Annotated in this window: 21 protein-coding genes and 1 pseudogene; 20 read left to right on the forward strand and 2 right to left on the reverse strand. The window is 34.3% G+C overall.

Translation table 11 applies throughout. The annotated features are described in order from the left end of the window. Positions 1–65 precede the first annotated feature (65 nt). The 10 genes and pseudogenes from BMW63_RS11610 (at position 66) to BMW63_RS11655 (ending at position 10,594) form a co-directional block, all read left to right on the forward strand. On the forward strand, positions 66–1,202 hold the full coding sequence (locus BMW63_RS11610) for an aspartate aminotransferase family protein (protein WP_074723641.1): 1,137 nt from the start codon (positions 66–68) through the stop codon (positions 1,200–1,202). Positions 1,203–1,207: 5 nt separating this feature from the next. Beyond that, on the forward strand, positions 1,208–2,404 hold the full coding sequence (locus BMW63_RS11615) for a glutamate-5-semialdehyde dehydrogenase (RefSeq protein WP_074723642.1): 1,197 nt from the start codon (positions 1,208–1,210) through the stop codon (positions 2,402–2,404). Positions 2,405–2,603: 199 nt separating this feature from the next. Further along, on the forward strand, positions 2,604–3,365 hold the full coding sequence (gene proB, locus BMW63_RS11620; RefSeq protein WP_074723643.1) for a glutamate 5-kinase: 762 nt from the start codon (positions 2,604–2,606) through the stop codon (positions 3,363–3,365). Between the two features lie 68 nt (positions 3,366–3,433). Then, positions 3,434–3,816 (forward strand): annotated as a pseudogene (locus BMW63_RS11625) (GxxExxY protein). 112 nt (positions 3,817–3,928) lie between these two features. Continuing rightward, positions 3,929–4,876 (forward strand): N-acetylornithine carbamoyltransferase, encoded by a 948-nt coding sequence (locus BMW63_RS11630; RefSeq protein WP_074723644.1) that lies wholly within the window; start codon positions 3,929–3,931, stop codon positions 4,874–4,876. After that, positions 4,866–5,651 carry an acetylglutamate kinase gene (gene argB, locus BMW63_RS11635; RefSeq protein WP_074723645.1) on the forward strand — a complete coding sequence of 262 codons (786 nt, stop codon included), beginning with the start codon at positions 4,866–4,868 and terminating at the stop codon, positions 5,649–5,651. Before BMW63_RS11630 ends, argB begins: the two co-directional genes overlap by 11 nt. A 118-nt stretch (positions 5,652–5,769) precedes the next feature. Continuing rightward, positions 5,770–6,846 (forward strand): M20 family metallo-hydrolase, encoded by a 1,077-nt coding sequence (locus tag BMW63_RS11640; RefSeq protein WP_074723646.1) that lies wholly within the window; start codon positions 5,770–5,772, stop codon positions 6,844–6,846. 172 nt (positions 6,847–7,018) lie between these two features. Then, on the forward strand, positions 7,019–8,299 hold the full coding sequence (gene argH, locus BMW63_RS11645) for an argininosuccinate lyase (protein WP_074723647.1): 1,281 nt from the start codon (positions 7,019–7,021) through the stop codon (positions 8,297–8,299). A gap of 152 nt (positions 8,300–8,451) precedes the next feature. Beyond that, the gene (locus tag BMW63_RS11650) at positions 8,452–9,450 is read left to right on the forward strand and encodes a DUF2157 domain-containing protein (RefSeq protein WP_074723648.1); all 999 of its coding nucleotides are present in this window, start codon (positions 8,452–8,454) and stop codon (positions 9,448–9,450) included. Further along, entirely contained in the window at positions 9,434–10,594 is a 1,161-nt protein-coding gene (locus BMW63_RS11655; RefSeq protein ID WP_074723649.1) for a hypothetical protein, read from the forward strand. The genes BMW63_RS11650 and BMW63_RS11655 overlap by 17 nt, the downstream gene beginning before the upstream one ends. Before the next feature lie 75 nt (positions 10,595–10,669). Here BMW63_RS11655 and ytxJ read toward each other — a convergent pair whose 3' ends face one another. Further along, positions 10,670–11,062 (reverse strand): bacillithiol system redox-active protein YtxJ, encoded by a 393-nt coding sequence (gene ytxJ, locus BMW63_RS11660; protein ID WP_074723650.1) that lies wholly within the window; start codon positions 11,060–11,062, stop codon positions 10,670–10,672. 158 nt (positions 11,063–11,220) lie between these two features. Between ytxJ and clpB the strand changes: the two genes are divergently transcribed. From clpB to BMW63_RS11705, 8 genes are all read left to right on the forward strand, one after another. Continuing rightward, positions 11,221–13,827 (forward strand): ATP-dependent chaperone ClpB, encoded by a 2,607-nt coding sequence (clpB, locus tag BMW63_RS11665; protein ID WP_074723651.1) that lies wholly within the window; start codon positions 11,221–11,223, stop codon positions 13,825–13,827. A 492-nt stretch (positions 13,828–14,319) separates the two neighbouring features. Beyond that, a complete protein-coding gene (locus BMW63_RS11670; protein ID WP_074723652.1) occupies positions 14,320–15,411 on the forward strand; it encodes a hypothetical protein in 1,092 nt (363 codons plus the stop codon). Positions 15,412–15,785: 374 nt separating this feature from the next. Continuing rightward, complete coding sequence (locus BMW63_RS11680; RefSeq protein ID WP_175460282.1) at positions 15,786–16,340, forward strand: toxin-antitoxin system YwqK family antitoxin; 555 nt, start codon at positions 15,786–15,788, stop codon at positions 16,338–16,340. Between the two features lie 796 nt (positions 16,341–17,136). Next, positions 17,137–17,934: a DUF1853 family protein gene (locus BMW63_RS11685; protein WP_074723655.1), complete on the forward strand. Its 798-nt coding sequence runs from the start codon at positions 17,137–17,139 to the stop codon at positions 17,932–17,934. 169 nt (positions 17,935–18,103) lie between these two features. Next, entirely contained in the window at positions 18,104–18,556 is a 453-nt protein-coding gene (locus tag BMW63_RS11690; protein WP_074723656.1) for a Gmad2 immunoglobulin-like domain-containing protein, read from the forward strand. A 325-nt stretch (positions 18,557–18,881) separates the two neighbouring features. After that, complete coding sequence (locus tag BMW63_RS11695; RefSeq protein ID WP_074723657.1) at positions 18,882–19,568, forward strand: M24 family metallopeptidase; 687 nt, start codon at positions 18,882–18,884, stop codon at positions 19,566–19,568. Between the two features lie 368 nt (positions 19,569–19,936). Continuing rightward, complete coding sequence (locus BMW63_RS11700) at positions 19,937–20,284, forward strand: DoxX family protein (RefSeq protein WP_074723658.1); 348 nt, start codon at positions 19,937–19,939, stop codon at positions 20,282–20,284. Continuing rightward, positions 20,284–20,634: a hypothetical protein gene (locus tag BMW63_RS11705; RefSeq protein WP_074723659.1), complete on the forward strand. Its 351-nt coding sequence runs from the start codon at positions 20,284–20,286 to the stop codon at positions 20,632–20,634. The genes BMW63_RS11700 and BMW63_RS11705 overlap by 1 nt, the downstream gene beginning before the upstream one ends. 49 nt (positions 20,635–20,683) lie before the next feature. Here BMW63_RS11705 and BMW63_RS11710 read toward each other — a convergent pair whose 3' ends face one another. Further along, positions 20,684–21,403, reverse strand: a complete 720-nt coding sequence (locus BMW63_RS11710; protein ID WP_074723738.1) for a hypothetical protein — start codon at positions 21,401–21,403, stop codon at positions 20,684–20,686. A 186-nt stretch (positions 21,404–21,589) separates the two neighbouring features. On the opposite strand from BMW63_RS11710, the gene BMW63_RS11715 reads away from it, so the two are divergent. Together BMW63_RS11715 and BMW63_RS11720 are read left to right on the forward strand one after the other, a co-directional pair. Then, positions 21,590–22,522 carry an NAD-dependent epimerase/dehydratase family protein gene (locus tag BMW63_RS11715; protein WP_074723660.1) on the forward strand — a complete coding sequence of 311 codons (933 nt, stop codon included), beginning with the start codon at positions 21,590–21,592 and terminating at the stop codon, positions 22,520–22,522. Positions 22,523–22,779: 257 nt separating this feature from the next. Then, entirely contained in the window at positions 22,780–23,667 is an 888-nt protein-coding gene (locus tag BMW63_RS11720; protein ID WP_074723661.1) for a carbon-nitrogen hydrolase, read from the forward strand. Positions 23,668–23,676: the final 9 nt, after the last annotated feature.

Raw genomic sequence — 23,676 nt, forward strand, 5'->3', positions numbered from 1 at the left:
TGTTTCAAGTTTCAGGTTAACACGACCTTGAAATTTCAAACCTTAAACTTTTATACACACACACAATGAACTTATTTGACGTTTACCCATTATACCCTATCACTCCAGTAAAAGCATTAGATTGTATTATTACAGATGATAAAGGAATCGAATATTTAGATTTATACTCTGGTCACGGAGTAATTTCTATAGGACACACACAACCATATTATGTAGCCAAAGTAAAGGCCCAACTGGATAATTTGAGTTTTTACTCGAATGCAATTCAGAATCCGTTGCAAGTGGAGCTGGCAGATAAACTAGGAAAACTTTCGGGTTATACAGATTACAGTTTGTTTTTATGCAGTTCTGGGGCTGAGGCCAATGAAAACGCTTTAAAAATGGCTTCTTTTCATACCAATAAATCCAGAGTAGTCTCTTTTCACAATGCTTTTCATGGGCGTACTTCTGCAGCGGTAGCAACAACCGATAATAAAAAGATTGTTGCACCTATTAACGCACAACAAATAGTTACATTCTTGCCTTTGAACGAAATTGATTTGGTGGAAGCCGAATTGATAAAAGGAGATGTCGCTTGTGTAATCATTGAGCCTATTCAAGGTGTAGGTGGTTTAGACCAAGGAACGACCGTGTTTTTTCAAGCTTTAGAAAAAGTGTGTAAGGAGAATGATGTTGTTTTAATTTTGGATGAAGTACAATCTGGTTTTGGAAGAAGCGGGAAGTTCTTTGCACATCAATTTCATGACATCAAACCTGATATTATATGTATGGCAAAAGGAATGGGTAACGGCTTTCCAATCGGTGGAATTCTAATTGCTCCTCATTTTCAAGCGAGTTACGGTTTACTAGGAACTACTTTTGGTGGAAGTCATTTGGCCTGTGCCGCAAGTATTGCCGTTTTAGAGGTAATCGAAAGCCAGAATTTGATGGAAAACGCAAAAAAAGTAGAAGCCTATTTTATGCAAGCAATAAAAGTGATTCCTGAAATTATCAAAGTCAAAGGAAGAGGATTAATGTTAGGAGTTGAATTTGATTTTGACGTAAGCGCTTTGAGAAAAAAGATGATAATCGAAAAACACATTTTCACTGGTGGAGCTAATAATAAAAACCTATTAAGAATTCTTCCTCCTTTAACAATTACAACAGCCGCAATTGATACTTTTATTGTGGCTTTGCAAGAATCATTAGTGGAACTAAAATAATAATCATGAGTCAAATTTTACCAATAGACAAAAGAAATGCCGTTTTAAGTCGAATGGCTGTGCTTCTCGAACAAGAAAGAACAGCTATAAAAACCACAAACCAGCAAGATCTTGCCAACTATTCTGGTGATGATTTGGCTATGGAGAAACGCTTGCTCGTTGATGATGCTAAAATTGACGGAATGATTCTTTCTTTACAACAACTAGCCAGCCAAGAAGATCCTGTGGGGCAAGTGCGTTTTAATTTTACGCATGATAATGGTTTAAAAATCAGTAATAAAACAGCTGCTTTTGGAACTATTTTAATCATTTATGAATCAAGACCAGATGTTACTGTTGAAGCGGGCGGAATAGCATTCAAATCAGGAAATAAGATTTTGCTTAAAGGCGGAAAAGAATCACTACTTTCTAATTTAAAAATTGTCAGTCTTTGGCATCAAGCCTTAACAGATAATAATGTTGCTACTTCTTGGGTCGAATATTTGAATTATGACCGAACAGAAACGCAAGTATTTCTTGAAAAGCCAACACAAAAAGTCGATTTAATTGTTCCTCGTGGTGGTGAAAACCTAATTAATTTTGTTAAGAAACACGCTACTTGCCCAGTAATTGTAAGTGGTAGAGGAAATAATTTTGTGTATGTAAATGCTGAAGCGGATATTGAAAAAGCTATTGCTATTATCATCAACGGAAAGACATCAAACATCTCTGTTTGTAATGCTTTAGACAAAGTACTTATTGATACAAATTTACCAAATTGGGAAATTTTTGCCAAGCAAATTATCAGAGAGCTTCAACTATTTAATGTTACGGTACTAGGAGATGATACTGTTGCAAAAGCGACCGGAGTACAAGAAATTGAATCTGATTTGATTTGGTATGAGGAGTTCTTAGATTACAAAATCGTCATTGGAGTTACCAATTCTGATCAAGAAGCAATTAAAAAAATAAACAAATATTGTGGCGGACATTCGGCTTCTATCATCACGAAAAATGATGCTGTAGCGCAGGAATTCATGGAAAACGTAGATACGGCAGCAGTGTATCATAATGCATCAACTCGGTTTACTGATGGCGGTCAATTGGGTCTTGGTGGTGAACTTGCCATCAGTACTGATAAATTGCATCAAAGAGGACCAATAGGATTGCAGCACCTAGTTACCAATAAATGGTATATTTACGGGGAAGGACAGATTAGGTAGTTTGCAGTAATCAGTGTTCAGTATTTAGTTTAGTGTTCAGTAATCAGTCTAAGAAAATAGTAATTGGAAATAAGGAAAAAATACTAACACAAAGCTTTGCGAACTTTGCGTTTTTGTAGATAAAAAAGGATAAAAGAATCTTTGAGCCCTTTGCGGTTAAAAGAAAACACATAGAAACCTATTTGGTTAAATAAAAATCATGGCTAAAAAAAGAATATTACTAAAAATAGGTACAAATACACTAACCAGAGAAACCAATCATATTTCGAGAGGAAAGATTGAGGATATTGGAATGCAAATAGCCGCTTTAAACGAAGAATACGAATTTATCATTGTAAGTTCAGGTGCTATCGCTGCAGCAAAACAGTTTGTAAAACTGGAAAGTAAAGGCAAAGAAATAGTAGTTAAACAAGCTTTGGCTTCTATTGGACAACCTCATTTAATGCGGATCTTCCATGAGAACTTCAGTGATTTAGGATTGCTTACTTCGCAGTGTCTACTCTCCTATTCCGACTTTGAAAAAGACCAATCAAAAGTCAATATTGTCAATACAATCAATGTATTAGTCGAGAACAATTACATTCCGATTATTAATGAAAATGATACCGTAGCCACAGATGAAATTCAGTTTGGTGACAACGATAAATTAGCCGCTCTAGCTGCCGTTTTATTAAAAGTGGATATACTAATTATCGCAACTAATACAAATGGAATTTACACTAAATCATCTATACACGATACAGTACCTGAAACCATTACTTTAGTTACAGACTTACAAGGTCTTGAAAAAGAAGTAGGTGATGACAAATCATCGCAAGGAACTGGTGGAATGCAATCTAAAATCGAAGCGGCGGCCATTGCTAAAGCAGCCAATATCGAGACTTGGATTGTAAATGGTTTAAATGATAATTTCATTTTGAATGCGATAAACAACAGCATTCCGTTTACAAAGATCGTGTAACGAAAAATGGTACGCGGATAACGTGGATTCGCTACAGCGAAAACACTGATAAAAACAGATTTTAAAATATGGAATTACTACATCAAAGATTAACAGATGCTATTGTTAAAACTTTCTACGAAGTTTATAGCGAATTAGGATATGGATTTTTGGAAAAAGTGTATCAAAATTCAATGTATTTAGAATTGAAAAATAAAGGATATCAAGTTGAAGCTCAAAAGAAAATCAAAGTTTACTACAAAGGACTGAAGTTGGTGAATATTATGCTGATTTAATAGTAGAGAAATTAATTATTCTTGAATTAAAAGCAGTAGATTATATTGTTAAAGATTTTGAAAACCAAATTTTGAATTACTTAAGAAGCACAGATTGCGAAGTAGGTTTGCTTCTCAATTTTGGCAAAAAATCAGAGTTTAAAAGAAAAATATTTAAAAACAATAGAAAAAAATAAATCTGCGCCTTGAGTAGCGCAAAAGAAAAACATAAAGCATTTAAAAAAATCTGCTCTTATCCGTGTCTTCGCGATAGCGAATCCGTTTAATCAGTGTCTAATAAAACCTATTATGAATTACACTTCAATAAAAGATATCGACTCACTCTCTAAATGGGTAAAGTCGGCAATTAAAATTAAGAGCCAACCGCTTAAAAATAAAAAACTAGGAAAGAACAAAACTTTAGGGATGTTGTTTTTTAATCCAAGTTTAAGAACACGATTAAGTACACAAAAAGCGGCTCTAAATTTAGGTATGAATGTCATGGTCATGAATTTCACAAATGAAGGTTGGACACTGGAATTTGAAGATGGAGCTGTCATGAATCAGGGCGCTTCTGAACATATAAAAGAAGCTGCAGAAGTAGTGTCTCAATATTGTGATATCATCGCTATTAGAGCTTTTGCTGGATTGGTAGACAAAGAAAAAGACAATGCCGAAACCGTAATGGCTGGATTTTTAAAATATGCCACTGTGCCTATCGTTAATATGGAAGCCGCAACAGGACATCCTTTGCAGTCTCTTGCTGATGCGATTACCATGGAAGAATTCAAAACAGCACACAGACCAAAGGTAGTTTTATCTTGGGCACCACACCCTAAAGCTTTACCTCAGGCTGTAGCCAATTCCTTTGTGGAAATGATGCAGTTGCAAGATGCAGACTTTGTCATTACGCATCCTGAAGGCTACGAATTGAATCCAGAAATTACAAAAGATTCGAAGATTGAATACGATCAAAATAAAGCATTTGAAAATGCCGATTTCATCTATACTAAAAACTGGAGTAGCTATAAAGACTATGGAAAAATCACTAATAGTGATCCAGATTGGACAGTAACAGCAGATAAAATGAAACTGACTAATAAAGCCAAGTTCATGCACTGTTTACCAGTTAGACGTAATGTAATTGTTACCGATGAAGTACTAGACAGCGAAAATTCAATTGTAATTGAACAGGCCAACAATAGAACCTATGCCGTACAATTAGTGTTGCAAAAAATATTAAAAAATGGGCAATAAAAAATCCGTTATAGTAATAAAAATTGGTGGAAACATTATTGATGATCCCAAAGAGCTACAACAGTTTCTAACTTATTTCTCCAAAATTGAAGGCTATAAAATACTTGTTCATGGCGGGGGAAAGTCAGCGACAAAAATGGCTCAAAGCATTGGTTTAGTTCCACAAATGATTGACGGACGTCGTATCACTGATGCGCCTATGCTTGATGTGGTAGTAATGATTTATGCTGGGCAAATCAATAAAAACATTGTAGCTCAATTACAAGCACATAATACTAATGCGATGGGATTTTCTGGAGCGGATGGAAATTTAATTCAGTCTGACAAAAGGAACCATCCCACCATCGATTACGGCTTTGTAGGCGATGTGAAATCAGTGAATACGCCCCTACTAGAAACTTTACTTTCTAGCAGAATAGTTCCTGTTTTTTGTGCGATAACCCATGATAAAAATGGGCAGTTATTAAATACAAATGCGGATACTATTGCAAGTGAATTAGCCATTGCCTTGTCAGAAGTATTTGAGGTGACTTTGAATTATTGTTTTGAAAAACCAGGCGTTTTATTCGATTCAGAAGATAATTCCTCTGTAATTTTAAATATGAATGCCGAATTATATTCGAAATTAAAAGTAGAAAAAGCCATTCATTCAGGAATGATTCCAAAACTAGATAATTGCTTCAATAGCTTGTCTAAAGGAGTTCAAAAAATACGAATTGGCCACCATAGCATGTTACAAAACGACGATACTATTTGTACAACAATACAACTATAAAATGTCCGCACCCAGCCCTCTCCAAAGGAGAAGGTGTAGCAACGGATATTGTTTATCGCATATCTAATAAAAAATAAAATTTGCGCCTTTGCGCCTTTGTGGCAAAAACAAAAATAAAATGAAAAACATCGAAATCCTTACACAAGAAGCTATTTCCCTTTTAGAAGCACTAATTGAGACTCCTTCCTTTTCAAGTGAAGAAGATAAGACCGCTTTACTAATTGAAAACTGGTTCAATTTAAACGATATCCCTTTCAAAAGAGAAAACAATAATGTTTGGGCTTACAACATGCATTTTGACGCCGCTAAACCTACCCTACTTTTAAATTCACACCACGATACTGTAAGACCCAACCAAGCCTACACAAACGATCCGTTTAAGGCGATTGTAAAAGACGGGAAATTGTTCGGATTGGGGAGTAATGATGCAGGAGGTTGTTTGGTTTCTTTGTTGGCTACTTTTGTTCATTTTTATGCTAAAGAAAATTTGCCTTATAATATTGTAATTGTTGGTTCTGCCGAAGAAGAAAGCAGCGGTAAAAAAGGCTTAAATAGTGTCCTACAACATTTACCGGAACTAGAATGTGCTATTGTAGGAGAACCTACTTTAATGCAATTGGCAATAGCCGAAAAAGGATTATTAGTTCTTGACGTAAAGATAAAAGGAACGCCAAGTCACGCCGCACATCAAAATGACGATAATGCCATTTACAAAACGATTCCAGTTATGGAATGGTTTAAAAACTATACTTTCGACGAAATATCAGAGCAATTAGGCCCTGTAAAAATGACCGTTACCCAAATCAATGCCGGAAAACAACACAACGTCGTGCCGTCAGAATGTGATTTGGTTATCGATATCCGTGTCAACGACTGTTATACGAATCATGAAATTTTACAAATCGTAAAAGATAATGTCAATGCCGAAGTTACTCCCCGATCTATGAATTTAAGTTCGTCTTCTATTCCAGAATCGCACGGATTAGTGCAAGCCGGAATTGCTTTAGGTCGCACGACTTATGGCTCTCCTACTCTTTCTGACCAATCGGTTTTGAGCTGTAAATCATTGAAATTAGGCCCTGGAGATACGCTGCGATCACACTCTGCAGATGAATTTATATATGTGAACGAAATCGAAGAAGGAATCCAATTGTATATTAAAATACTGGGGGATTTCTTTAAGAAAATAGAATAATTGGGAGCAATTTCCCGCTATCCGTTACAATCTTTTATTTTTTAGATAAAAAATAAAAGGATTTCCACTGCTATCAGGGCTAGCATTTTGCGGTAACAATAAGATTAATATATAAAACTTTGCGATGCTCTGGGTCACCTTCGAGTATCTTTGCGAAACAAAACACACCACTATGAAACTTTGGGAAAAAGGAATACCTACTGATAAGCAAATCGAACAATTCACCGTTGGCAATGACCGAGAACTCGATTTAGTACTGGCAAAATACGATGCTTTGGGCTCTATTGCTCATGCCAAAATGCTGGGCCAAATTGGACTTTTGACCGATTCAGAAACTACATCTCTAGTTTCGGCTTTAGAAGAAATCATCCTTGATGTCGAAAAAGGAAATTTCGTAATCGAAGACAGCTTTGAAGACGTACATTCGAAAATCGAATATCTACTAACGGTAGAATTAGGTGATGCGGGTAAAAAGATTCACACCGCTCGTTCCCGTAATGACCAAGTATTAGTTGATGTTCACTTGTATTTGAAGGATGTTATTACAGATTTAAAAGAGCAAGTACGAACCTTGTTTGATTTGATGATGGAATCAGCCGAGAAACATCAAAATGTATTATTACCAGGATATACCCATTTACAAATCGCGATGCCGTCCTCGTTCGGAATGTGGTTTTCTGCTTATGCCGAAACCTTGATTGATGATATCACGATGTTGAATGCTGCTTTAAAAGTGGTGGATCAAAATCCGCTAGGTTCTGCAGCAGGATACGGAAGCTCCTTCCCTATCAATAGAACATTCACTACAAAAGAATTGGGTTTCGAAACCTTAAAATACAATTCGGTTGCTGCACAAATGAGCCGTGGAAAATCAGAGAAAATTTTAGCTTTTGCAATGAGTAGCGTGGCAGCAACTTTGGCGAAGTTCTCTATGGATGTCTGTTTGTACATGAGTCAGAATTTTGATTTTATCGGTTTGCCTGCACATTTAACTACAGGTTCTAGCATTATGCCACACAAAAAAAACCCAGATGTATTTGAATTAATCCGTGGTAAATGCAACAAGATTCAAGCGTTGCCATACGAAATTACCTTAATTACTAATAATCTTCCAAGCGGCTACCATAGAGATTTACAGCTATTGAAAGGAGGATTATTCCCGGCCATTCAAAACCTAAAAGCTTGTCTGGATATTGCCATTTTTTCGATCAAAGACATCAAAGTAAAGGACAATATCTTAGCCGATAAAAAATACGACTACTTATTTACCGTAGATACTTTAAACGAAATGGTGGTGGCGGGAATCCCTTTTAGAGATGCCTACAAAGCCGTTGCAGAACAGCTTGAAAACGGTACCTTTCAGTCTCCAAAAGAAACTAAACATACCCATGAAGGAAGTATCAATAATTTGTGTTTAGCAGAGATTAAGGATAAAATGAATTTGGCTTTCTAAAAACTACTTCATACCTAACTATTTTATAAATCCATTCCTTCAAACGAATGGATTTTTTTGTTTTTTAAATCAGTCCAAATCAAAGTAATTTTAAACTCCGAAAATTAACACATTTTGCATATATTTGAAAGTAGCCAATTTAAATTATAAATATGAACCCCTTTGAAGAACAAGCAACTCAAGCCCTTTTTGAGAAAAAATTAATAACGGATACCCAATTCAAACAAGTTAAAGCATATCGAAGTTTGGAAATTTTTTCACTAAATCTCGAGTTAAAACTGTTTCTATACCTTTCTATTTTGTCTTTTACGGCAGGGATTGGAATATTGATTTATCAAAATATTGATACGATTGGTCATATTGCTATCTTATCTATATTATTAATTGTAACTATTGTTTGTTATTTTTTTAGTTTTAAAAATAGCACTGGATTTCAGAAAGGAGAAACAAGTTTTGACAACCCCATATTTGATTACCTTATTCTTGCGGCTGTTCTTTTGACTTGTATTTTTATAGGCTATTTACAATTTCAATACACTGCCTTTGGCACTCATTATGGGTTAGCTACTTTAATTCCCACTGCCATCGGACTCTTTTGTGCCTACTATTTTGATAACAAAAGCATCTTATCTATTGCAATCACCGGTCTAGCCGCATACATTGGTTTAACAGTTAGTCCGCAATCGCTACTTAATAATGATTTTTACGAAACAAACACCTTAAGCTATTCAGCAATTGGCTTAGGAATAGTACTTGTTCTTTGGTCTATTTATAGTAACCAGATTACATTAAAAAAACATTTTACTTTAGTGTATTTGACTTTTGGATTACACCTTATAAGTATTTCCTGTGTCAATAATTTATTTGAGCCATACTGGTTAGTATTCGCAGTTATTTTAGCTGCTGCGTTGTATTACTTTTATATATCCAGTTACAAAGTCAAATCTGTTTCTCTTTTTGTTTTCACTATCATTTACGCCTATATTGGAGTTAATATCTTATTATTCAAAGCCATTCAATTTCTAAAGATTGATGATTTTTTAATTGCTTTCTCCTTTTTTATCCCCTTTTATTTGATCGTTTCTATAATCCTATTTATTCGCCTTATTAAAAAATTCAATAAAAACAGCAACGATGATAGTATACGATAAAGTAGAGTTAGAGAATTTAACTCTAGTCGAAGAAGCACATTCTTTAAAAGAAGCTAGCTTCATAGATAGTGAACAATATAAAGTGATTTCTAAACAATTAACAATTCCTAAAGGTAGTAACAACCTATTAATCAGACTGGCTTTTTTCATACTGGGAAGTTTTTTATATTCCTCTATTTGTGGTTTCTTAACTTTAATTAGCGAAAATGCAATAGGTGAAAATTTTGAAGTTATTCTATTTCTATATGCCGCGGTTGGTTTTGCAGGAGCAGAAGCCTTGACCCGTCTAAAATTTTTTGGCCAGGGATTAGATGATGCCTTTATAATAGGATCCCAATTAAATTTGGCAATAGCTATAGGACTTTTAACCAATGGAAACGAAATCGTAATTGCTTCTATTATCACACTAACCGCATTAATTAACTATCTCCGTTATTTACATCTCTCCATGGCACTACTATTTTGTTTAGCACTAACAGCAACGCTAACATACGCCATGTTTGAAATTGGTACTACCGGAAAAACCATTTTACCTTTTGTAATAATGTTATTTGCTGCAGCAATCTATTTTTTAAGTAAAACAATAATCTCTAAATTAGTACCCAATTTTTACTACAAAGGAGTTTTATTAGCGAATAGTTTTAGCCTTATTCTCTTTTATCTTTCCGGAAATTATCTAGTAGTGCGAGAACTTTCAGTTCTTCTGCTTGATGCGGCCATTGTTCCAGGTCATGATATCTCATTCGCCTTCTTCTTTTACGGTTTTACCTTTGCAGTGCCCTTATTTTATTTAATTTATTCGATTTTAAAAAAAGATAGAATAATGCTTTGGATTGGGTTCTTAGCACTTGGTTTTTCTATTTATACCATCCGATTTTATTATGCTATTTTACCTATTGAAATTGCATTAAACCTTGGCGGAGTATTCCTCTTTGGATTTACTTACTTCGTAATAAAAAAACTAAAAGACAAAGAAGCTGGAGTGACATTCAAACCTGATCGTTTAACAAAAACAAATGCTTTTTTGAATGCCGAAATACTGATTTCTTCGCAACTGGGCTTAAAGCCGGAAATTACAACCGAGTCAAATATAGGATTTGGCGGCGGTGAATTTAGTGGCGGAGGTTCTGGTGGAGAATTTTAAAATAAAAAGCCACGAATTCACTAATCAAATTATTAATTAGTGAATTCGTGGCTTACTTTTTATCCTTTATAAGAACTATACCTTACTCTTCAAGGCTTCAGCATCGATATCGCTGTGGGAAACATCATAAACTGATTTCCCTTCCTTAATCAACAACAATTGAGGTGATTGATGCATTACACCAAAACGTGATGCTATGTCGTTAGAAATTTCACGATGTGCTATCAAATCTAAAAAATAAGGTGTAACTTTATCTGGGAAGTTAAATTCATTTTCAAATTGTTTCAAAGCCATCCTACTGATACTGCAGCGAGTACTATGTTTGAAGATAACCACTGGTTTTTCATTAGAAAGTGAAACAATCTCATTTAGCTGCTCCAAATCAGTTAAAGCATTCCAGTTCATTTTAGGTGTAGATTCATTTTGGTCTTCCGAAGAACTACCAAAGATATTTTTTAAAAAACTCATATTTTGTCTGTTATTAAGTCATTTTGACTTGGTTTCATGATAATAATCATATTTTATAAGCCATTTTGTCTGTACTATTGTAATGGAATGTAAATTGAAGATTAGTAGCAAAGTTATCAATTAACTGTAGTTATATAGCTATAAACATCAAAAAAATCATGAACATAAATAAATTTACCATAAAATCACAGGAGGCTATTCAGCTTTCACAGCAGTTAGCACAGGACTTAGGCCAACAGCAAATTGAGAATGAACATTTGTTTAAGGCAATGCTTGAAGTGGACGAAAATGTGACTCCTTTTATTTTGAAAAAGCTAAATGTAAATGTGCCGCTATTTATTCAAATTTTAGACAGTACGATTCAGAGTTTTCCTAAGGTAACGGGAGGCGAAATAATGCTTTCTAGAACGGCAAATTCTACCTTAAACGAAGCAGAATCTATTGCTAAGAAAATGAACGATGAATTTGTTTCAATCGAACATTTAGTTTTGGCTATTTTTAATTCGAAAAGTAAAGCCGCCCAAATATTAAAAGACCAAGGCGTAACCGAAAAAGGATTGAAAGCCGCAATCGACGAATTGCGAAAAGGAGAAAGAGTAACTTCCGCCTCTGCTGAAGAAACGTATAATTCTTTAAATAAATATGCCAAAAATCTTAACGAACTCGCCAAAGCAGGGAAATTAGATCCTGTAATTGGTCGTGATGAAGAGATTAGAAGAGTATTGCAAATATTAACGCGTCGTACAAAAAACAACCCCATGCTTGTGGGAGAACCCGGCGTAGGTAAAACGGCTATTGCCGAAGGTTTAGCGCATCGAATTGTTGACGGTGATGTTCCAGACAATCTGAAAGATAAAATCGTATTCTCACTAGATATGGGTGCCTTGATTGCGGGAGCTAAATACAAAGGAGAATTTGAAGAACGTCTAAAATCAGTGGTAAAAGAAGTAACTGCTGCCGAAGGTGATATTGTTTTATTCATTGATGAGATTCATACACTTGTAGGCGCTGGAGGAGGCGAAGGCGCAATGGATGCGGCAAACATCCTGAAACCAGCTTTGGCTCGTGGAGAACTGCGCGCTATTGGTGCAACCACATTGGATGAATATCAAAAATATTTCGAAAAAGATAAAGCTCTCGAGAGACGTTTCCAGAAAATAATTATCGAAGAACCAGATACTGAAAGTGCAATTTCAATCCTGCGAGGTATCAAGGAAAAATATGAAACACACCACAAAGTACAGATAAAAGATGAGGCGATTATCGCTGCAGTCGAATTATCGCAACGCTATATTACCAACCGTTTTCTGCCGGACAAAGCCATTGATTTAATGGACGAAGCCGCTTCAAAAATACGCATGGAAATCAATTCAAAACCCGAAGAACTTGATGTTTTGGATAGAAAAGTAATGCAACTCGAAATCGAATTTGAAGCCATAAAAAGAGAGAAAGACGAAAGCAAACTCAAAATTTTAGGAATGGATTTGGCCAATCTTAAAGAAGAGCGAAACGAAATTTATGCCAAATGGAAATCAGAGAAAGATGTTGTTGATAATGTACAAGCGATAAAAACAGAAATTGAAGATTATAAATACGAAGCCGAAAGAGCAGAACGCGAAGGTGATTATGGTAAAGTAGCCGAAATTCGTTACGGTAAAATCAAAGAAGCTCAAGAGCGTCTCGAAGTTTTACATAAGGAGCTAGTCGAAAACCAAGCTGGCGGAAGTTCCCTAATAAAAGAAGAAGTAACCCGCGAAGATATTGCCGAAGTAGTAGCCAAATGGACTGGAATACCAGTTATGAAAATGCTACAAGGAGAACGCGAAAAACTATTGCATCTGGAAGCCGAATTGCACCAACGTGTCGTAGGTCAGGAAGAAGCGATTGAGGCAGTAAGTGATGCCGTACGTAGAAGCCGCGCCGGATTACAAGACATGAAAAAACCGGTGGGAACCTTTCTATTCCTTGGAACAACAGGTGTTGGTAAAACCGAGTTGGCAAAAGCATTGGCAGAATACCTTTTTGATGATGAAAATGCCATGACCCGTATCGACATGAGTGAATACCAGGAACGTCATAGCGTGAGCCGTTTAGTGGGCGCGCCTCCGGGATATGTAGGCTATGACGAAGGCGGTCAGTTAACGGAGGCGGTGCGTAGAAAACCGTATTCTGTAATATTATTAGATGAGATAGAAAAAGCACATCCCGATACGTTTAACATCTTGTTGCAAGTATTAGACGAAGGACGATTAACCGACAATAAAGGACGTCTCGCCGATTTTAAAAATACCATTATCATCATGACTTCTAATATGGGAAGCCAGATTATTCAGGAGAAATTTGAAAACCTAAAAGGCAGCATGGAAGAAGCCACAGAGGCCGCAAAAACCGAAGTGCTCAGTTTATTGAAACAAACTGTACGTCCAGAATTCATCAATCGTATCGATGAAATTGTGATGTTTACTCCTTTGAGCAGTGCTAATATCACTAAGATTGTTAGTTTACAACTGAAAAGCGTGACTAAAATGCTTGCATTGCAAGGAATCACCATGGATGCCACACCCGAAGCTATCGCTTATCTGGCCGAAAAAGGATATGATCCACAATTTGGTGCCAGACCAGTGAAACGTGTAATACAAAGAGACGTATTGAACAGCCTCTCTAAAGAAATTCTAGCCGGAAAAATTGCTACAGACAGTATCATACTGCTCGATGCGTTCAACGGGGAATTGGTTTTTAGAAACCAAACAGAGTTAGTAGAATAATTGATTATTTTTTATATTTTAGTTGTAGTATTAAAACACCAGTCGCAAGGCTGGTGTTTTTTTTTATGCTGATTTTTAGGAGCATAAGGAGTTGTTTTTGTAAGCACGTTCCCTCCTGCTCTTGGCTATATCTCTTCGTTTCACTACGAGGATGCCGCCTCGATCAGGGCTAGTTAGAAGGTTTAGTTTTTCATAATAACGTAAACTAATCGTTGAGCAAGGAAATTCTGAGCGACAATGACATGCTGTAAAATTCATCTATTAGATTTTTTTTCGTTTAGATCATGAACTATTCGATTATTTGTAAATAAAATAGTATATATTTGATTGATGAGATATGCGCTATTAAGTGGCGTGTATTCAAGCTATAAAGAGGCGATATGTTATAAAGCATATATACTAGTTTGCAGAAATGACTGAAAAAAATCGGAGAAAAAACAAAAAAAAAAAAAAAAAAAAAAAAAAAGAAAAAAAAAAAAAAAAAAAAAAAAAATGAAAAAGCATTTATTCTTAATTTTATTTACGTTAATTTTTACGTCTATTTATTCTCAACATAAAATCAAAGAAGCTTTTTCAGAAAAAACAATACCATTTGTAGAAATTTATTCTGAGAATGGAAATTTAATTGGATTGTCAGATACTAATGGAAATATCTCTTCTGATTTAGAAAATAAAATTTATAGTTCAAAAACAAAGAGTTTAACTTTTGTGAATTCTACATATAAAACTACCGAAATAAACATTGAAACATTCAAAAACACGCCTATAATTTCTTTAAATCGAATTGTAACCGAACTTGAAGAAGTTGTAATTAAAGCAAAACCTAAAACATATAAATACCTAAAATTAAAAGGTTACTTTAGGAGTATTCAAATTAATGAAGACAGACCTCATTATTTTATAGATGGAATTGTTGAATATTATATTTCTCTAAAATCTGATAAAATAAAAATGAAAATAATTTGCTATCGCTCTTTTGAAAACAAATCGATTAGTCAATTAAGTAAAAATTTTTATTTTATGGTTGCAGGAGTTCCAATATTTAATCATTTCACAAAATATAAGAACCTCACAAATGAGTATAATCTAAAACCTGAAAACAATGAAAACATCCTTGTTTTTGACAAAAAAGAAAACATAGAAAAGGGAAAAATCACAAAATCTAATTCTAATTCAAATTTACAATTGGAAATTATTTCAAAAACAAATCCTAAAATAATGAAACTTTTTGGAATGGAAAGCGATTTCAATAATTATACCATCAATACGATTTATAATAACGATGACCCTGCTAAAATGAATTTTGAAAATATTATTTACTTTAAAGAAATCAGAAGTTATGACATAAAAAGACAAAAGAAAAATGAGTTTCAAAAAGTTGAAGCAACACACGAATTCTTTTTACTTGAAAAAGAATACACTGATGAAATAAAATCTAAAGAGTTTGATAGTCCATATACTTTTAAAAGACCAAGTGATTTTGAAAATAATTATTGGGAAAATGTAGATAATGAATATTTTCAATCTATTCCAAAATCATTAGAAAAATACATTAAAGAAAACTTAATACTAATCGAAAAATAGTCACTTCTGCCAACAGCTAAGGCTTTGTTGGGCTTGAAAAGCCAAACAATAAAGCCGCGGTTGAACGGAACCTATTACATGCCGTCAACGCTATGGAGTCCCATCTGGTGCTCGTTTGCAACGAGTACCTACTTACATGATAAACGAAATCATAGCATTTCTAATGCGGTTCACATGGTAGTAAAAATTACTGCTTTGAATTGAGGAAGTAGAGTTCGTAGAGATTCTTTCAGAATGACAAACGGAGTTGCGTTTGATTGCGAATTCTTTGTAATGCCCGATCGCACGGATATGCCCATCTGGTGCTCGAATGCAACGAGTAGCCCTATTGACAAAATTATAAAATGAAACATCAAAAAATTAAGAATGAATTAATGAAAAAAATTATAACTGTAATTATTGCGACTTTATTACTTGTTTCTTGTAAAATGACAAAAGAAACTTATGACAGTGGTGAATTAAAAAAAATCGGGAGAACATCAAATGATTTAAAAGATGGAAAATGGAAATTTTATCATAAAAACGGAACGATATTTCAAAAAGGGAAATATCTTAAGGGAGCAGAAATAGGTGTTTGGGAAATTTTTCACGAAAATGGAAAATTGCATCAGATCGGTAAATTCAATAATGGAAAACAAGACGGAGAGTGGAAATTTTTCTACGAAAACGGAAATAAAGAGGGAATTGGAAAATTAGATAATGGAAAATTGATTGGGCAATGGAATTGGTACCACACTAATGGAAAAACTTATACTGAACGATTATACACTGATGGAAAACTAATGAATATACTTAATTGTTTTGATGGTAATGGAAAGAAATTAGATAAAGGCACTCTAAAAGACGGAAACGGAACACTAAATGTATATGATATAAATGGAAATTTATTAGAAGTTCAAAACTTTAAAGATAGCAAATATATAAAATAACGATTGGCCAACCCCCATCTAGTGCTCGTTTGCAGCGAGTACCTACTTACATTATAAACGAAATCATAGCATTTCTAATGCGGTTCACATGGTAGTAAAAATTACTGCTCCGAATTGAGAAATTAGAGTTCGTAGAGATTCTTTCAGAATGACAAACGGAGTGGCATTTGATTGCGAATTCTTTGTGAAGCCCGATCGCACGGATATACTCACAATCTTTAGCGCAGAATTGTTTTCTGGGCTGTGTGAAGTCTCCGGACTTTGTAAAATCTTTTATTCTAGAATATTATTTGACACTCATTTGAAAAATCTCTTAGTGTGATTGCTTTCCGCCACGGTGGACTAGCTGTTCCTCGCAATGACCTAGTTTGTAATAATTATTTAGAAATTTTCAGGAATCTCTGGGCTCTCTGAGTTTCTTTGCGAAATAAAAATTGATGAGTCTTAAATGTGGAGATTTCTCCTTCGTCGAAATGACAAATTTTGTAGTAAATCTTCGTTAATCTCTGGGCTCTCTCTGAGTTTCTTTGCGAAAGAAAAATTGCTGTGGCTGTAATGCGGAGATTTCTCCTTCGTCGAAATGACAAATTTTGTAGAAATTCTATATCAATCTTCGCGAATCTCTAGGCTCTCTCTGAGTCTCTTTGCGAAAGAAAAATTGCTGTGGCTGTAATGCGGAGATTTCTCCTTCGTCGAAATGACAAATTTTGTAGAAATTCTATATAATTTTTGGTAAATCACTACTTTTTCTCGCTGTATCTTTGCGGAAACAAAATACATTAACACCTACTATAAAATGAAAACGAAGTCAAGGATAGCTTCAATAGTAAAAGCCAATAGTCTAGATTTTTCTATTACTGGTTTACAGACTTTTGATTTATCAGCATTAAATCTGATAAGGGATCTAGAATTTCAATTACCAACTAATGTAAGATTAGGCCATTTAGTGGAAAAAATTGTTTCTGAATTAATTAAGTCCTCTACCAACTACAAAGTCCTACATGAAAATGTTCAGATCATTGAAGACACGAAAACCATAGGTGAAATTGATTTTATCATTGAAGATGAAGACACAAAGCAGTTAATTCATATGGAGTTAGCTTATAAGTTTTATCTATTTGACCCAAGTATTTCTTCGGAACCAATAAATAACTGGATTGGCCCGAATAGGAATGATTCTTTGAAAGAGAAATTAGATAAATTAAAAGCAAAACAATTTCCTTTACTATACCATAATTGCACTACATCAACGTTTGATACTATAGCAATAAACGATGTTTCTCAAGCACTATGTTTATTAGTTTCCTTGTTTATTCCTTATGAATACAAGGGTAGTTTTAGCCCTATTTATCAAAAAGCTGTAAAAGGGTACTATTTGAATCTTGAAACATTTGTTAGTCTTGATAACTCTGCAAAAACTTATTTCATACCTTCAAAAAAGGAATGGGGAATGGATCCATCTGAAAACGAAATTTGGACGGACTTTAATGGTATAGAAAAACACATTACCACTTCTATTAATGAAAAACAAGCTCCATTAATTTGGCAAAAACACAAAGATTCGTATTTAGAATTTTTTATTGTTTGGTGGTAGGTTAAATTGATTTGATTTGATTACAAAAAGAAAAACGGACTGTAATAATTAGTATGATCGAATATCTGTTGCTAATACCAAGTAAATTCATATTTTAGTCCTCGCGATAGATCAATACTCCTGTAATACCGAAAATATTTTAAAGTAAAAAAATAAAAATAGTAAAACAATGAAAATAAAATCAATAATCTTGTTATTAGCCGTTCTTGTAATTGCATGCAATAAAAAAAACAGCGACGATACTAACAGCAATGAGAGCTCGACTTCTATCGATACAGTTCAAATAGCAAAGCCCATTGAACCCCAAAAACAAGTAGCGATAGCATTTTCAAATGAACATTTTCGCCAAGTAACGGTAGAAAAAGTAGATGGAAATAAATTCCATATAAAAGGACAAGCTCAAGTTTGGGAAGCAAATATTAGTTGGGTGGTTGAGGATGGACATAACGAATTGAAAACGGGGTTCACAACGAGCGATGCCGGTGCACCAGAATGGGGCAACTTTGATTTTACAGTTGATGTTGAGAAAAAAAAGGAGTATTCAACTTTAATTCTTATTCTCTTTGAAGAAAGTGCAAAAGATGGTAGCCGCACACATGAATTACCAATACCTTTAAAATAACGGCGAAAGTGCAATGTCATTACATTGATTATATTGTCAATCCTATTTTTGTTTACTATGTCATTTTCTCGAAGGAGAAATCACATAATGTAAGTATCTAATTTGATACCAAAGCTATCCGTAGTCTTGCTTATAAAAAATAAATAGGATTGGAATGGGATGGGTACGAAGTCTCCCAACTTCATATTTAGTACTTAGTTTAATTCTGATGCTTATAGATAATTAGAAAGAGAAAAACGATTTACAACAATAAGTATAATCGCATATCTTTTAGTACATTGCAGAAACAACGACATACTAGTTTCCGTCACCACTAATTATAAAAATGATGCCTAAAGAGGAACGCATACTGAACTTAATCGAAGCCGAGAGAAAAGCAGAAATTCTTTATAAAGAAATTGAAAATCGAAGCCTAATAACGGAAGGAAAAACGGAGCATCAACTAAATACGGAAGTATTTAACTTAGCATTTGAATTATTTGGTATTAAAAAATTCTGGCACAAACGCATTGTTAGGTCAGGAAGAAACACGCTATTACCCTACAAAGAAAATCCAATCAATTTAACAATTCAAAAAGACGATATTTTGTTTTTTGATTTCGGTCCCGTTTTTGAAAATTGGGAGGCAGATGTTGGTAAAACGTTTGTACTTGGTAACAATCAAAAAAAATTAAAACTAAAACGAGATGTAGAACTTGCCTGGAAAGAAGGAAAAGAATACTATTATCAAAATAAAGACAAATTAACAGGTGCTGATTTTTATCAGTATACTAAAAAGTTAGCTGAAAAATATGGATGGGAATACGGAAACCATCACTGTGGTCATTTAATAGGTAATTTTCCACATGAAGAAATTTTAGGCGATGAAGAAATTAATTATATTCATCCCAATAACAATTTGCTAATGAACGAAAAAGACCTAAATGGAGACGAAAGGTTTTGGATTTATGAAATTCACTTTATAGACAGAAAATTAGAAATAGGTGGCTTTTTCGAGCAGTTATTATCGTGAAAAGGGAGTGAAATAACCCAGCTCTATAAAGTCTTTCTATAAAAACAAACAGAATACAAAGCTTTCTGCCTTTGCATACCATTTTGTGTAGATTTTGGAGGGCGGTTTTTGTGAAATCGCTCAAAATTTGTAAAATTTTTAATCATTTTTAACAAGAAATTTTAACTTCGTAGAAGATTCTAGTCATGATACCGGTAAATACGACTAAGACTAATTGCTGACAAAGCATTATGACACTAAAGTAATACCTAAATAGATTCTAAAAATTAATCAAACATTAAATTAAAAAGTGAAGACCAGAAATCACTCAAAAATAACGGGGCAGAACCTGAAAAGCCAAATAAGTAAGGAAATTAAAAAAAACTAAAATGGAAAATTTATCAATGATTGCGCAACTCATTGTCGCTATTTCTGTTGTTATTGTATGGGTATTTCGCTTTGATAATATCGTTAAAGAATTTAAGCAATATGGGCTGAGTGATCTGACTCGTACGATTGTTGGAGCTACTAAAATAGCATTGGCAACTTTGCTAATAGCAGGTATTTGGTATCCTTCGCTAGTTCTAATCCCAGCACTTTTGATGGCTTTCCTGATGTTAAGTGCTCAGTATTTTCACTTCAAAGTGAATAACCCGTGGCAAAAGCGTATTCCCTCATTGTTTCTTATGCTACTAAGTCTATTTATCGCTGCCGTAACCCTAAATTTAATTGCCTAATGAGTTTACTAGAAGTTTTAATTGTTTTTTCAAGTCTCTCTTTTTTAGGTTATGGTGTAGCTTACTTTACAACTCCAAATATGAAAAGTGAATTTATCCGCTTTGGTTTAAGTAAATTCGGAGTGCTTACTGCAATTTTAGAGATAGTGGGAGGTTTAGGTTTGCTTGTGGGCTTACTCTACAACTCTATTTTACTGATCTCCTCCGGTGGCCTAGCTCTATTGATGTTTTTAGGCGTAGCAGTCAGACTAAAAATTAAAGACGGTTTGTGGGTTTCGTTACCTGCTTTATTTTATTTTGGTTTAAATTTATATCTCTTTTTTGTATCAATGCAAATCTTCTTGAATTAAAATTCTAATCTTAAACACTAAAAAGCCAGTCTAAAGTAGACTGGCTCTTTTATAATTCAGTAAATAGAGAGGAATCAATATTATTTTTAACCATTACATTTTTTGGTCCAACATCTTCATTGGGTCTATCAAAGGAAAGCAAGATGCTACCCACTTTTTGATAGTTATTCCAAGGTTTCACGAACTTTGGCTTAGCATCATTAAAGTTTTTATAATGCGCCCATTGCTTTATTAAATGATCTTCTCTATCGACATACAGCAAGTATTTATTATCAGGAGTTACACCAACAGCGCTAAAAGTGAGCTGTAAAATATCCGCTGTTTTGCCATCTGGTAATTTATCCGTTTTAACATAAGTAAGATTTACTCCAGGATCTTGCAATTTCCAAGGCATCACTAACCAATAAGAATCATTAATCCACCAGTTCTTTGCTTTTCTAAGTAGACCGTTAACTTTAGTCTGATCTTTTACTAAAATACCATTCTCGTATACCTTACCTTTTAAAGTATTGATATTTACTAAAATTACTTGATCTTCTGTTGGATTCTCTATGCGAACATTTCCAGTCCATTTATCCCAAAATAATTTTCTGTTCCCAAAATTCCATTGGATAAAATGAGTTTTATTGTAATTTTTTAATCCGCCCATCGCAGTTAGCATATTTTTCACGATTTCATCGGCTTTTTTATCATTTGATTGAGCGAATACTGAAGTGAAGCTGAAAATCAGTGTACTAAGAATTAGAGCTACTTTAAAAATAGTTTTCATAATCATGTATTTGATTGATTTTAAGTAACAAAAATAGTCGCTTTTTCTTCTTTTTTGACTTTAACTCTGATTATATAAACTTATATCTTCATTATGATTTCCTATTGTAGCTTCCTGGAGCGAAAGATACCGTCCCTATTATGCTTATCTTAGCATTCGTACAAATTAGCGACAAAAAAACATAAAATGCAAACAATATTAGGAGCAAACGGAATAATAGGAGAAGAATTAGCCCGTGAATTACGTAAAAACTATACTGAACAAATTAAATTAGTGGGACGCAATCCACAAAAAGTGCATCCAGAGGATCTTCTTTTTAAAGCGGACCTACTTGATCCAGAAAATGTTATTTCTGCACTAGAAAATACGAAGATCGCCTATCTAACAGTGGGACTGCCATATGACTCTGAAATATGGCTTAGAGATTGGGTAATTGTAATGCAAAATGTGATAGCAGCTTGTAAAAAGAATCGCTGTAAACTAGTTTATTTTGATAACACCTACGCCTATCCTCAAAACAGTAAAATCCAAATCGAAGAAACGCCTTTAACCTCAGAAGGAAAAAAAGGAAGAGGAAAAAAAATGGCTGCAGAAATACTATTAAAAGCCATTGCCAATAGAGAAATTGAAGCTGTTATTTGCAGGGCGCCCGAGTTCTACGGCCCAGACAAAACCAAGGGACTTACCAATAGCCTAATTTTCGAAAATCTTAAAAACGGTAAAGAACCTAAGATTTTCTTAAAAGACAATGTCTTACGAACACTTATCTTTACTCCTGATGCGAGCAAAGCTATGGCACTGATAGGCAATACGGCTGATGCATATAGTCAAACCTGGCATTTACCTTGTGACGATCATAGATTAACTTATAAGCAATTTATTGCCGAAATTGGACACCAATTAGGAAGAGAAGTAAAATACAAAGTATTGCCCTGGATTGTACTAAAAATAGGCTCCTTTTTTGATAAAAACCTCAAGGAAACACAGGAATTACTACCCCGCTATGCAATTGACAATATCTTTGAGTCTTCAAAATTCAAAACTAGATTTCCAGATTTCGTAGTAACAACGTATTTAGAGGGAATCAAAATAATCATCAAGGATTACAGTATAAAGTAAATTCAACCTTTTTGAGTGTATTCATTTTTTTGTCAATAATGTTAGTTCATTTTACCGCAAACTTGTTTCTGGAAGTAATTTTTGCTAGAAAATTGCATCAAGAACAAGAAAATTCATTATCAAAAATAGTTCTCAATACTTTTTTCGCTTCATTTTTGAGCTAATGAGAGTCAGAAATACATTAAACAAACTTTTCCATTCTCCCCATTTTCTACTCTTTATAAAATTCACTATTTTTGCAGTCTAAAAATTATACGATGCCAAACAAAAAATATAAGATTGCTGTTATCCAATTAAACCTCAATGATATTGCCGAAAATAACCTCAAAAAATGTTTAAGTTGGGTGCGCGATGCAGCCAGTCAAGGTGCTGAGGTAATCTCTTTACCGGAATTGTACAGCAGTCATTATTTCTGTCAGAGTGAAGACGTTGACAATTTTGCATTGGCAGAACCGCTTTACAGTACTTCCTTTATTGCTTTTAGTGCTTTAGCGAAAGAATTGGGTGTGGTAATAATTGTTCCTTTTTTCGAAAAAAGAATGGCCGGAATTTACCACAATAGCGCTTATATTATCGACACTGATGGTTCAGAAGCAGGATTATACCGTAAAATGCACATTCCAGACGATCCTCATTTTTATGAAAAATTCTATTTTACTCCAGGAGATTTAGGCTTTAAAACCATTCCAACCAAGAAAGGAAAAGTAGGGACGCTTATTTGTTGGGATCAATGGTATCCCGAAGCAGCTCGTTTAACAGCTTTACAAGGTGCAGAAGTGTTGTTTTATCCTACAGCAATTGGCTGGCATCCGGGAGAAAAAGAGGAATATGGAGTAAACCAACACGGAGCTTGGATGAGCGTTATGAAAGGGCATGCGGTAGCTAATGGCGTTTATGTTGCGGCAGCAAACAGAATAGGTTTAGAACAATATCTACCAGATACAGATGGAATTCAGTTTTGGGGATCTTCGTTCATTGCGGGACCACAAGGCGAAATTTTGGCGCAAGCCTCACACGACAAAGAAGAAATCCTGATCGCCGAAGTCGATTTAGACTTGCAAGAAAATGTACGTCAAAACTGGCCGTTTTTTAGAGACAGACGAATTGATGCTTTTGGAGATATTACTAAAAGAGCAATCGATTAAATAAAATTA

This window comes from Flavobacterium frigoris (genome assembly GCF_900111075.1).
Classification (GTDB): Bacteria; Bacteroidota; Bacteroidia; order Flavobacteriales; family Flavobacteriaceae; genus Flavobacterium; species Flavobacterium frigoris.